This is a genomic window from Streptomyces sp. NPDC059398, assembly GCF_042751845.1.
Taxonomy (GTDB): Bacteria; Actinomycetota; Actinomycetes; order Streptomycetales; family Streptomycetaceae; genus Streptomyces.
Map to the genome: position 1 here is coordinate 61,033 of NZ_JBHYWP010000006.1, position 11,946 is coordinate 72,978.

The 11,946-nt window shown below is 68.2% G+C and carries 12 protein-coding genes and 3 riboswitches; of the genes, 6 read left to right on the forward strand and 6 right to left on the reverse strand.

Annotated features, from left to right (window positions below):
• Positions 1-227 precede the first annotated feature (227 nt).
• Positions 228-512, forward strand: coding sequence for a DUF211 domain-containing protein (locus ACFXBC_RS04165; RefSeq protein ID WP_385018460.1), 285 nt, complete (start codon positions 228-230; stop codon positions 510-512).
• Between the two features lie 20 nt (positions 513-532).
• Positions 533-1,054 carry a hypothetical protein gene (locus ACFXBC_RS04170; RefSeq protein ID WP_385018462.1) on the forward strand — a complete coding sequence of 174 codons (522 nt, stop codon included), beginning with the start codon at positions 533-535 and terminating at the stop codon, positions 1,052-1,054.
• Positions 1,055-1,058: 4 nt separating this feature from the next.
• Here the strand turns inward: ACFXBC_RS04170 and ACFXBC_RS04175 are convergent, their stop codons facing one another.
• From ACFXBC_RS04175 to ACFXBC_RS04200, 6 genes are all read right to left on the reverse strand, one after another.
• Positions 1,059-1,421, reverse strand: a complete 363-nt coding sequence (locus ACFXBC_RS04175) for a DUF190 domain-containing protein (RefSeq protein WP_385018464.1) — start codon at positions 1,419-1,421, stop codon at positions 1,059-1,061.
• The gene (gene crcB, locus ACFXBC_RS04180) at positions 1,418-1,903 is read right to left on the reverse strand and encodes a fluoride efflux transporter CrcB (protein ID WP_385018466.1); all 486 of its coding nucleotides are present in this window, start codon (positions 1,901-1,903) and stop codon (positions 1,418-1,420) included. The genes ACFXBC_RS04175 and crcB overlap by 4 nt, the downstream gene beginning before the upstream one ends.
• 234 nt (positions 1,904-2,137) lie before the next feature.
• The gene (eno, locus tag ACFXBC_RS04185) at positions 2,138-3,409 is read right to left on the reverse strand and encodes a phosphopyruvate hydratase (RefSeq protein WP_385018468.1); all 1,272 of its coding nucleotides are present in this window, start codon (positions 3,407-3,409) and stop codon (positions 2,138-2,140) included.
• A 125-nt stretch (positions 3,410-3,534) separates the two neighbouring features.
• The gene (locus ACFXBC_RS04190; protein WP_385018470.1) at positions 3,535-4,305 is read right to left on the reverse strand and encodes a 2,3-diphosphoglycerate-dependent phosphoglycerate mutase; all 771 of its coding nucleotides are present in this window, start codon (positions 4,303-4,305) and stop codon (positions 3,535-3,537) included.
• Positions 4,306-4,323: 18 nt separating this feature from the next.
• Positions 4,324-4,388: riboswitch (Fluoride riboswitch) on the reverse strand.
• A 77-nt stretch (positions 4,389-4,465) separates the two neighbouring features.
• A complete protein-coding gene (locus ACFXBC_RS04195) occupies positions 4,466-6,001 on the reverse strand; it encodes a hypothetical protein (RefSeq protein WP_385018472.1) in 1,536 nt (511 codons plus the stop codon).
• On the reverse strand, positions 5,998-7,599 hold the full coding sequence (locus ACFXBC_RS04200; protein WP_385018474.1) for a hypothetical protein: 1,602 nt from the start codon (positions 7,597-7,599) through the stop codon (positions 5,998-6,000). The genes ACFXBC_RS04195 and ACFXBC_RS04200 overlap by 4 nt, the downstream gene beginning before the upstream one ends.
• A gap of 26 nt (positions 7,600-7,625) precedes the next feature.
• Positions 7,626-7,691, reverse strand: a riboswitch (Fluoride riboswitch).
• A gap of 173 nt (positions 7,692-7,864) precedes the next feature.
• Positions 7,865-7,930, forward strand: a riboswitch (Fluoride riboswitch).
• 127 nt (positions 7,931-8,057) lie between these two features.
• Between ACFXBC_RS04200 and ACFXBC_RS04205 the strand changes: the two genes are divergently transcribed.
• The 4 genes from ACFXBC_RS04205 to ACFXBC_RS04220 all read left to right on the forward strand — a co-directional run.
• Positions 8,058-9,020: a respiratory chain complex I subunit 1 family protein gene (locus ACFXBC_RS04205; RefSeq protein WP_385018476.1), complete on the forward strand. Its 963-nt coding sequence runs from the start codon at positions 8,058-8,060 to the stop codon at positions 9,018-9,020.
• A complete protein-coding gene (locus ACFXBC_RS04210) occupies positions 9,020-9,703 on the forward strand; it encodes a hydrogenase (RefSeq protein ID WP_385018478.1) in 684 nt (227 codons plus the stop codon). Before ACFXBC_RS04205 ends, ACFXBC_RS04210 begins: the two co-directional genes overlap by 1 nt.
• Before the next feature lie 9 nt (positions 9,704-9,712).
• On the forward strand, positions 9,713-11,179 hold the full coding sequence (locus tag ACFXBC_RS04215) for a proton-conducting transporter membrane subunit (protein ID WP_385018480.1): 1,467 nt from the start codon (positions 9,713-9,715) through the stop codon (positions 11,177-11,179).
• Positions 11,176-11,946, forward strand: a 771-nt coding sequence (locus ACFXBC_RS04220) for an NADH-quinone oxidoreductase subunit C (RefSeq protein WP_385018482.1), incomplete at its 3' end; no start/stop codon positions are given. The genes ACFXBC_RS04215 and ACFXBC_RS04220, both read left to right, overlap by 4 nt.

Below are 11,946 nucleotides of genomic sequence, written 5' to 3' on the forward strand. Positions count from 1 at the left end.
ACCGCCGGGTGACCCTCACACACACCCCACCCGCCCACGTCCTGGTGTGTCCCGCCCTCGGGCGGGTCGCCGCGCCCCCCACCCCCACGAAAGGCCATCGGGCAGGCCCTGAATTTCACCCGATTCGCCCTTACCGGGGTAGCGGCCGGCGTTCAACAAGGTTCTTTCCGGTCATAGATGGAAGGAATGGCGCCTTTCGTGCGCCAGGAGCCCGAGAAGGAGCCCTCATGCCTATTCGCCGTCTGGTCCTCGACGTCGACAAGACCGTTCAGGAGCCGGATCTTGTGCAACTCGCCCGGGCGATCGAAAGCTCACCAGGGGTGGAAGCGGTGAACATCGTCGTCACGGAGATCGATATGGAGACGGTGGGCACGGACGTCACCGTCGAGGGTGAGGACATCGATGTCGACGCGCTCGTCCGCGCCATCGAGCGCGTCGGTGCGGTCGTCCACAGCACCGATCAGGTCGTGGCCGGCACGTACACCGTCGAGGGCAGGCCCCGCCACCGATGATGTACGGCCTGCGTCGGTTCATGGGTCAGACACGGCTGCCGCTGGTCCTGGGGCTGACGGACGGGCTGCTCAACGCGCTCACCCTTGCGGGTGCCTCCCTGGTGGGGAGCGGTTCCCCCATCACCTACTCGCTCTCGGCCCGGGTCGCCGCCGTTGCGCTCGTGACCGCCGCCTTCTCGGTATTCGTGTCCGACTACGCGGAACGCCGTGGCCAGCTCGTACGTGCCTCACGCGAGCTCAACCTGACCTCCCGGGGCCACCTGGCGACCACAAGGCTCGGGCACCTCGCCCTGCTCAGATCGTTGCGGGCCATGGCTGTGGCGTGCGCGGCGAGCTTCGTCGGGGCGGTTCTGCCGCTTCTCGCGGGGGCCGCGCTGCCTCATCTCTCGTGGGGTGTGGTCGTCCTTGCCGTCGGCGCGCTGGCCGGTCTGGGGGCCGTACTGGGGCGAGTTCTGGCCGGCCGGCCGGAATGGTGGGCGCTGTCGATGGGCATCGGAGGACTGGCCGTCACCTGGATCGGTGTCTCGCTGCACATCGCGTGACGCGTCAGCCCGATGCGGCGTCCTCGCCCTCCGGCTTCCCCTTCGCGTAGCGGATCACTTCGCAGTCGTCCAGGACGACGAGTCCCTCGGCGACGATCTCGTCCAGTTCCGGCAGGAAGGCGCGGACCTTTTCCTCCGTGTCCACGATGACCACCGCTACCGGCAGGTCCTCGCTCATCGACAGCAGCCGGGTCGTGTGGATCATGGAGGAAGTCCCGAATCCCTCGACGCCCCGGACAACGGTCGCACCCGACAGTCCTGCCTCGTGGGCCCGGTGCACGATCTCCGTGAACAGGGGCTTGTGGTGCCAGAGGTCGCTCTCGCCGATGTAGACCGTGGCCCTCAGTGCGGATCCGGTAAGCCTCATTGCTGCCTCCATACGACGAAACGACGGGTCAGGGCGGATCCGGTCCACACCGCGGCCATCGCTGCCAGGAGGGTGAGGGCCATGTATGCCATCCCGGTGCGGGCGTGGCCTTGGTCGACCAAGTGCTGGATGTCCACCGCGTAGGTGGAGAAGGTGGTGAAGCCGCCCAGTACACCGGTGCCGAAGAACGGGCGTACCAGGCGGTGAGCTGACCAGACGTCAGTGATGAGCACCATGAATATGCCGATGACCGCACATCCGATGACATTGATCAGGAGTGTGGTCCAGGGAAACGCACCAGCTGCTGTGGGCCACAGCAGAGAGGCCTCGTACCGGGCTGACGCGCCGATGACGCCGCCGAGCGCGACCATGGCCAGCAGAGCCCCTTGGCCTTGCTTCAGCTCGGTGCGCTGTGCGGGTATGTCGAGATCGACGTCGGAGTCGACGGGGTCGTTCGGAATCGAGGTGGGGGCCTTTGGCACGAACCGTCTCCTACTCACCGGACAGACGCACATAGGTGTGCGCAACCGTAAGTAGGGACCGTTGGCGGCGCAGTCGCCGCGGTTCGGGAACGGCGGGCCCCACCGCCGCGCGGTGACCAGAGGACACCAACGGTGAAAAGGCTACCGCGCGGCTCGGGAATTCTTCAACTTCCGTCACATCGGACGGGATGTACGCGGGACGTACGGAGGCAGTCAGAGCTCCTACGGAGGCGTTCAGCGGCCCTCGACGCCGTACGGAAGCTCCCTGTGCGTGGTGGCGATTTCGAGGAGTCGGTTGTATTTGGCGATGCGTTCGCCGCGGGCGGGGGCACCGGATTTGAGTTGTCCGCATCCGGTCCCCACGGCCAGATCGGCGATGAAGGAGTCATCGGTCTCACCGGACCGGTGGGAGATCATCTGTGTGTAGCCGGCTTCCCGGCAGATCCGCATCGCTTCGAGCGTCTCGGTCACGGTCCCGATCTGATTCACCTTGATCAGCGCCGAGTTGCCGACCTTGCGGCTGATCGCCTCCGTGATGAGAGCCGGGTTGGTCACGAAGATGTCATCGCCCATCAGCTGGACACGGTGCCCCAGACGCCCGGTCAGCGACACCCACCCCTCCCAGTCGTCCTCGGCCAGCCCATCCTCGATCGACCACACCGGGAACCGGTTGACGATCTCCTCGTACCGGTCGATCAGCTGGTCCGACGTAAGGTCCTCACCGGCGACCCGATAACGGCCATCCGTACAGAACTCGCTGGCGGCCGGATCCAGAGCGATCGCGATCCCGGTCGGGCCAGGGGTGTACCCGGCGTCCCTGATGGCCTCCACCAGTTCGGTGAGCACATCCTCCGGGCGGTCGATGTCCGGAGCGAACCCGCCCTCGTCACCCAGCCCCGTGGGATGCCCCGCCCTCGCCAGCCGCGCCTTCAGACACGCGTACACCTCCGCACCCGCCCGCACCGCCTCCCCAAGACTCGGAGCACCGAGCGGAGCGAGCATGAACTCCTGGAAATCCAGATTGTTCGCCGCGTGCACACCACCGTTCACCACATTGAAATGCGGAACCGGAAGCCGCGGCACAGTCCCCGCCACCCGGGCAAGCGACTGCCACAGCTCCTTGCCCCCGGCAGCAGCCTCAGCGCGCGCCGCGGCCAACGACACCCCCACGATCGCATTCGCCCCCAGCCGCGACTTCGAATCCGTCCCGTCCAGCTCGATCAGCAACGCATCCACCTGAGCCGCCGACTCGAACGTCCGCCCCGCCAAAGCCCCCGCGATCTCCCCATTCACATGCTCCACAGCCCCCAGAACACCCTGCCCCCCAAAGCGCTCCCCGTCACCATCACGCAACTCGACCGCCTCACCCGAACCCGTCGACGCACCCGACGGCACACCCGCACGGATCCGGGTGCCGTCGTCCGTGGTGAGGGTGACCGCCAGGGTCGGGCGGGCGCGGGAGTCGAGGATCTCGACGGCGCTGAGAGCGGAAATATGCAGTGACATGCTTCGTCCTTCATCTCTTGGACTGAATTCTGAGCGAATTCTCTTGAGCGGAATCTCTGGAGCGGAACAGGGTCTTTCGGGCGGACAGCCGCGTCCGACACGTACGGCAGCGGCTTCCGCCGCCGTCAGTCGTGGCCTTCCACGGCGACAGCCTCAGCTGCCTCCCGGGCGCCGGCGGGGTCCAGATAGCGTCCGCCGCGTCTCACCGGACGCAGCCTGTCGTCGAAGACGTAGTGCAGCGGTGCTCCCGTCGGGATGTTCAGTTCCTCCACTTCATGCTCGGACAGCCGGTCCAGTACCGCGACCAGGGCGCGGATGGCGTTGCCGTGGGCGACCACGAGGACGGTGTGGCCGCTGTGGAGCTGGTCCGCGAGCACGTCCGTCCAGTAGGGGACGACCCTCGCGATCATGTCGGCGAGGCTCTCCACCTCGGGAATACCAGCCCCGCGGAGAGCCGCGTACCGCGGATCGGCGCGCAGTCTCGCGAGCCGGTGCTCGGGCAGCGGTCCGGGGGTGCCGGTCAGGGATCTGCGCCACAGGCGATACTGCTCCCCGCCGGCCTCCTGACGAACCTCCGACTTGAGCCGCCCCGTCAGCGCACCGTACTGACGCTCATTCAGCCGCCAGGTACGGAAAACGGGTATCCACGAGAGGTCCAAACCGTCGAGGACAATCTCCGCGCTGCGGATCGACCTGTGCAGGGCCGACGTATGAACGACCCCCGGTACGAGTCCTTCACCGGAGAGCAGGGAGGCGGCAGCGGCCGCTTCCCTTTCGCCACGGGCGGTGAGAGGGGTGTCCGACCAACCGGTGAAACGGCCCTCGGCATTGGTCGAACTCTGGCCGTGGCGCATGAGGACCAGGGTCCCGAAAGGCCCGGCGGCGGATGTGGGCATGGCTCCTCCTGGTCGCGTGGACAACCAGGGACCGTCAGCGGCCATCGGCCGCGGTTTCGGTGAGCCCCATCACCGGGAACCTGAATCTACCCCTTCAGTGTGCCCCGCCGACACGCCTTCAGCACAGTCATCCCTACCGGTGTGGGCCGGCCGAGTGCCGTCAGGGGCGGTCATCGGCTTCCGCGGGGGACACGGCGGCCGCGGAGGGCTCAGCCGATTGCCCGCCGAAGGTGCGCCGGTAGAGGTCCTCGCCGTAGCTCGTGGGAAGTGGCTCTCCCGGTGCCAGCCTGAACGTACGCCTGCCGTCGTCGGTACGTTCGGCCCGGAGGAAGAGCGCTGCCTCCGAGCCCTCCTCGTGGAGCCCGTGCGCCAGGTCGAACAGGTGAGTGACAAACACGACCTTCACCCCGGATTCCAGCAGGGCGTGGACGATCTGGCGGGCGATCTCGGAGCCCTCCCGCTCGTTCGTCGACGCGAAGGACTCGTTGCACAGCAGCATGCCACCCGCGCTGATCCGGTCGGCGACGGCGCTCATCCGCAGCAGTTCCTCATCCAGTTTGCCGTGGGTCATGGAGGCGTCCTCCTCCCGCTTGTAGTGCGCGAAGACACCGTCGCGGACATCCGCCCGGAAGGACCGCGCGGCGACGAACATGCCGCACTGCATCATCAGCTGGGCCAGGCCGATCCCTCTCAGCAGAGTGGATTTGCCGCCCTGGTTCGCCCCGGTGATCATGATCAGCTGCTTGCCGTCGGCGTCCAGGTCGTTGCCCACGGCGCGGGAGTCCGTACGCAGGCTCAGACAGACGTCGTACAGGCCACGGGCGCGGAGCGCCGGCTCGCCCCGAGGCGCGGGGTCGGGGAAGCACACGGGTTCGCCCTTCCGCTCCAGGCGCTCGTGCAGATTGAGGCAGCCGATGTAGAAGGCCAGCTCGCAGCGGAGCATCCGGAAGAAGCTCAGGATGTGGTCGGTCGACTGGGCGAGTGCGTTCGCGACGAGATCGATCCCTCTCCCCCGCAGGTCCGAGAGGGCCTTCGCGCCGCTCTCGTCCCGCTCGGCGATATGGAAGCCGTAGCCGCTCCGGCCACCGGACACCTGCTGCAGCCAGCTCTGCTCCCTCGGCCGGCGCAGGACGTACTCGGTGCCCTTGTTGCCGATACCGAGCCGGGCGCTGATCAGGGTTCCCCGGCGGAAACGCAGTTCGCCGATGTGGTCCTCGACGCGCTGGAAGTAGGCGTCGTCGAGTTCGGTGGCGAGCATCGCGAAGAGCCGGGTGAAGCCGGACGACCGGAAGCCCCCGGCGCGGTCATCGGCGATGGCCCGCAGCCGCTTCAGCTCCTGTACGAAGAGTTCGAGTACGTTCACGGCGCGGCTCAGCGTGGTGTCGGGCGACTTGAAGAAGTTCGGGTAGATGTGCCGTTCCTGGGTCATCGCATCGGCGGCGACGGCGTACAGGCCGCGTACGGTGTCCGGCTCGCGGAGGCAGTCCGCCAGTACCTCCTGCCGGTAGCGGATCTCGGACGGAGTACTTCGGCCGCACAGGACCACCCGCCTGACGATGTCGGACAGGACCGGGTCGTCGTCACCGGCCATCGCGTCGAAGAGGACGTCGAGTTCCAGGTCCTGCGTCACATCCTGCTCGTCGGGCTCGCGCTCCAGGTCGAAATCCTCTTCCTGGTAAAGGAGATGGGCCTTCATGGTGCGAGTCGCCTCCGGAGCGAACCATAGGTGAGCCGGTACTTCTCGGCGATGGCGGTGGCGTAGGCGAGCCCGTCGGCAGGTTGTCTGACCAGGTGGTGGGTACGGGTCGCGGGCGCATCGGACTCGACGGTGGGGACCATGCTCACGGTGGCGGCGCCGAGCGCGGCGAGTTCGTCGACGAAGGTCACATACACACAGAGCAGATCCCGTTCGATGATCTGCCGCAGCACGGCCTCGCCGATGAACAGGGCGTCGTGCAGGGTGGTCGAGTTGAAGCTCTCGTTCATCACGATGACGCTGTCGCCGGTGGCCTGTTGAAGTACCTGGTGGATGCGGGTGAGTTCGTCCTCCAGCTTGCCGCGCAGGTTCCGTAGGTCCTCTTCCCGCTCGAAGTGGGTGAACATCCGGTCGAGCAGGAAGAGTTCCGCCTCCGCCGCGGGTACGGGGCAGCCCAGGGCCGCCAGGTGGTGCAGCTGGCCGAACATCCGGGCGAACGTGGTCTTCCCGCCCTGGTTCGGTCCGGTCACGACGATGACCCGCTCGGGCGGGGTCAGACGGAATCCGTTGGTGACGACGGTGCGCCCGTCTCCGACGAGCTTGTCGGCCAGCGCCAGATCGAAGGCGTCCCGGGCCCGGACCGCCTTGTCGCGTGTGGAGACGCGGGGATGGCAGAAGGCGAGTCCGGCGGACTTGAGGGGCGCGATGAAGTCCAGATAGGCCAGGTAGAACTGGAGCTCACGGTCGGTCGCGCGGATCCGGTCGTCCAGGAACGCGCTGTGCTCCCCCACATAGGCGTCCAGGGTGGCGAACGCGTCCGGGTTGAGCTTCGCCACCAGGTCGAGGACCTGCGCTTCGACATGGTTCATGTCCAGCTGTCCCCGGAACGCGGAACGGTGGTCATCGGACTCGTCCTGCTGGAATTTGGCGAACGTCCTCTCGACTTCCCGGCTGTAGTCGGGCTCGCCCTCGTAGGGGGTGACCCGGACGCGATTCCCCTTGATACGGATGCTGTACCTGACATCCGCGAGTGCCCGGTCCACCTCCGCGGCGCCGGAGACCAGCCGGGTGAACCCGTCGGATGCCGTGTATGCGGCAAGCCATGCCCTCAGTGTGCGGAAACCGCGCGAGCGGGCATCCGTCCGGTCCAGGCCGGCGGTGAGGGCTTCGACGGCGGCGCAGTACTTCTCGGTCGCGTCCACGAACAGGCGCTTCTGCTGGTAGAGGTGATGCAATTCGTCCGCCTGCCTAAGGAGCTTGCGCATCGCCCGCATCCGCTCCGCGAAGGCCCGCACCTCCTCCGCGACGGGGGCCTTCTCCAGGTCCGCGAACACATGCTGGCGGTACTCGACTTCCTCCTCGTCGTGCAGCGGGAGGCGGAAGTACGGCTTGAGGTCGTATTCTTTCCGGCCCCCGGTCATGACATCGACGACCCGGTCAAGATTCAGATCGTGGAAGTACGACGGTTCACCCGCCCTGGTGTCGTCGGCCGGGGACGGAGGGTGGAGGTACAGCAGGCCTGTGAAGGCTTCCGACCGTGCGGAGGGTGCACACGTCGTGGGGGAATTCTCAAGGTCAACAGCGTCGGGCAATCCCATACCGGCCTCCACGTGACAGGTGCCATCCGTCCGTAGAGGCCATCAGCGGGTGGACCCCGCGGTTAAGGGCGAGCCTCATCGCCGGACTCCATTGTGGCCGGAGCCGGGCGCGTCCTACAACCGCTCGGCCACATGCGTGTGCCGACGCGCTCGTACCGCACGCGGGGAGGGCCGCGCGACGGAGGAGGGCTCCGATGCACGGCGGGGACTCTTCGGGTGACATCGCGGCCCGGCCCGTTGACGCGGCCTCATCGCCTGCCCACCATGGTCGGCAGGCGATGAGGCTCGCCTTCAACCGCGGTTGTGCGCCGCTGATGGCCTCTACCGATCGACCGCACCGGTTCCCCGGTGCCGTATCCGGTGGAGGCAGCAGCGATGAGAACGGGCCAGGGACCGGCGGACAGCAGTGACCCGAGCCGGTCCCCCGCCCCGTCCGGCGTCCTGAGGCAGTCGGTGCGATGAGCGCGGACCTGCCGCTTCCCCTCGTGCAGACGCTTCAGCCCCTGACGGTGCTGGTGGCTGCTCCCGGCCTGTCCGGTGTGATCGCGAAGGTCGAGGCCCGCATGCAGGGCCGGCGCGGGCCCCGTGTCCTTCAGCCCTACTACGACCTGGCCAAACTGTTCGGCAAGGAGTCCCTGGCACCGGCCGGGGCGAGCTGGTTCTTTCTCGCGGCGCCCGCGGTGGCGTTGACCTGCTATCTGACGGTGCCGCTGCTCATCCCCGTCCTGACGACCTTCGGCCTGCCGCTGGGCTACATGGGCGACATCCTCGGTGGCGGCTTCCTGCTGGCGCTGGCGAGTTTCTCGGTGGCGGTCGCGGCGGCGGAGAGCGGTGGCCCCTACGCGCAGCTGGGAGCCAGCCGTTCCAAGACGTTCGGGGCGATCACCGAGCCCGTGGTGCTGTTCGTGGTGTTCACCGTCGCCCTGGTCACGGCCACCGACCTGCCGTACGCACAGGCCGCCACGGTCCGCTCGTCGGCCGGTGAGATCATCCGCCCCGCACATCTGCTGGCCAGCGCCGCGCTGTTCCTCGTGATCCTCTACGAGACCGCCCGCATCCCGGTCGAGACGCACACCGGCACCAACGAGTTCGGGATGATCGAGGAAGCGCGGGTCTTCGAGCACTCCGGGCCGTATCTCGCCCTGCTGAAGTGGGGCTCGGCGATGAAGCAGTTGATCTTCTACACCCTGCTGATCGACGTGTTCCTCGCCCCCTGGGGCCTGTCGTCCAGCACCGCGGCCGGCTCCGTCATGCTGGCGATCCTCGCGCTCCTGGGCAAAGCGGTGCTCCTGGGCTGTGTCGTGGCGGTCATCGACAACAGCTTCGCGAAACTCCGGCTCTTCAAGATCACCGAGTTTGTGTCGGCGGCTTTCCTGCTGGCGGTCCTGGCTCTGTTCACCCTCTATCTGGGAGGCGGCTGATGGCCGTCCTGCTCGCGGCGGACAGCGCGCCGACCACATTCGAGGGGGCCACCAACGCGGTCGCCGTCCTGCTGCTCCTCACCGAGTTCGCCATGCTGCGCGCGGCGCTCTCCCGTTCGCAGGTACATCTGTACGCGGTGCAGTCACTGCTCGTCTCGGCGCTCGCGGTGATCGTGGCGGCGGGGCGGGACCTGCCCGAACTCTATGTCCTGGCCGCTGTCTCCCTCGCCCTCAAGGTCGTGGCGGTGCCCTGGCTGATCACGCGGCTGCTGCGCGACGCGCAGGTGGAGATCGCCGGGTCGGGGGCGATCGGCGTGGCCGGGGCGACACTGCTCTCCCTCGCCCTGGCGGGCTTCGGGTTCTTCGCCGTCGGTTCGCTGGACATCCGCAGCCGCTTCCTGCCGCACGCGGCGCTCGGCCTGTCCATGTCCGTGGTGATGGTGGCGTTCGTCCTGATGATCGTGCGACGGGACGTGGTCTCCCAGGCGGTGGGCTTCTTCTCCCTGGAGAACGGTGTCTCCCTCGCCTCGCTGGTCGTGGCGGCCGGTATGCCGCTGATCATCGAAGTGGCCTTCCTGTTCGACCTGTTGGTCGCGGTCGTGGTGTTCGGTGTGCTGATGCGGGTGCATCACCACCGCACGGCGTCGCTGTCCACCGAGTCCCTGACCACACTGCAGGGATGAGAGGTACCCATGACGGTCGTCCTGCTGCTCCTGACGCTGGTACCCCTGCTCCCCGCGCTCGCCGCGCTCGTCGCGCCGGTCCGCGTCACACAGGCGCTCACCGTCGTCTCCGGGGTCTGCTGCCTCGGGCTCGCGCTCGCTCTCGTACCGGAGGCGGGCAACCGCGATCTGCGTATCGGCTTTCTGCGCGCGGATGCCCTGTCCGCGGTGTTCGTGCTGGCCACCGCGTTCGTCTACGCGGCGTGTGCCGCGCACAGTGTCGGCTATCTGCGTCATGACGAGCGCGCCCGGGACTTCCCCCGCTACGCACGCCGCTTCTACCTCGGCTTCAACCTCTTCGCCTGGTCCATGCTGTGCGCGCCCCTGGTGAACGGGCTCGCGCTGCTGTGGATCGCGGTCGAGATCACCACCGTCGTCTCGGCGCTGCTCGTCGCCGTGGAGAACACCGAGGGCTCCACGGAAGCGGCCTGGAAGTATGTGCTGATCGCGTCGGTCGGTCTCGGGGTGGCCCTGCTGGCCACGATCTTCATGTACTACGCGGGCGCCCAGGTCCTGGGGCAGACCTACGACCTGGCGTTCGACCCGCTGCTGAGAGCCGCGGGCCGGCTGCCGCACACCGCCGTCCGGCTCTCGTTCGTACTCGCGGTCCTCGGTTTCGGCACCAAAGTGGGCCTGGTGCCGGTCCATACCTGGCTGCCGGACGCCCATGCGGAGGCGCCCACACCGGTCTCGGCCATGCTCTCCGGCTCTCTGCTCGCCATCAGTTTCTACGCGGTGCTGCGCTACTACCAGATCGCTGTCCCCGCTCTCGGTCCGCACTTCCCCCGGACCGTGCTGCTCGTCTTCGGGATCGCCTCACTGCTGCTGGCGGCGCTCTACCTGCTCGACCAGCACGACATCAAGCGCCTGCTGGCGTACTCGAGCGTCGAGCACATGGGCATCCTCAGCATCGGTGTCGGCTTCGGTGCCACCGTCGCATCGGCCGGTGTGCTGCTCCATGTGCTCGCGCACGCGGCGGCCAAGGGCAACGCCTTCATGGGCGCGGGGGCGCTCGTACGGAAGTACCGCACCAAGGAGATCGCCGGGCTCAGAGGAGGAGCACGGCTGCTGCCCTGGTCGGCTCCGCTGTTCCTGTCCGCGATCCTCGCCCTGTCCGCCATGCCGCCCTTCGGTATCTTCCGCAGCGAGTTCCAGATCGTGGCGGGCGGACTCGGGACCCGGCACTACGGGCCGGCGGCCGTGCTCGTCGTCCTGGTCACGGTCGCCTTCATGGGGCTTGCCGTAGCGGCGACCCGTATCGTCCTGTCCTCCGCCACGGCGGCGGACACGCCTCCGGTACGCGGCGAACCGAGTGCCTGGATGGTCGTACCCGTGATCGCCGGAGTGCTCGCCCTCCTGGTACTGGGGTTGCATCCGCCCACGGACCTGTCCCAGCTCCTCGGCCGGGGCGCTGCCGAACTGGGGGGTACGACATGACGGCGTCCGGGCAGGCGCCATCGGGCCGTTACCGCCGGCCGTCGCAGTGGCGGGCCGAGTTGCTGGCCCTTGTCGGAGGGGAGAGCCCCGCACGCTTCGCCGGTCTGTTCGGCTCGGCCGAGGACGGAGGCGGGGTGGCCCTTGCCGCGGTGCTCTTCCCTCAGGACGCCCAGGAGCCGCTGGTCCTGAGGACCCTGCTGCCGTCCGACGCTCTCTCCTACCCGTCCCTGAGCGCCGAACTGCCCGCCGCCTTCTGGTACGAGCGGGTGCTGCACGATCTGTTCGGTGTCACGCCCCTGGATCATCCACGCCTCGATCCACTGCTGCTGCCGCTCAAGGACCCCGCACACACGCCGCTGCCGGGCACCGCGCGCGATCCGGAACCGCTCGAACCCGATGAGAGCGCCATTCCGCGAGCGGTCGCCGGACCCGGCGTCTTCACGATTCCGCACGGTCCGGTCCGCTCGGGTGTGGTGGAGTCCGTCGAGTACCTGGTGGAGACCCCCGGCGAGGACATCCCACGCGTCCAGATCCGCGTCTTCCACAAACACCGCGGGGTCTCCAAACGCTTCGAGCAACTGCCGCCCCAGGAGGCGGTCCTGGTCGGCGAGCGGGTGGAGGGGGCCTCCTCCGTCGCCCACGCTCTGGCGTTCTGCCACGCCGGGGGCGGGCGGGCGGGGGTGGGCGGGGACGGGGGGGGCGCGCGGGGGGGGGGCGGGGCGGGCGCGGGGGGGGGGGGGGGGGGGCACCCGCAGCGCGGCGGGGGA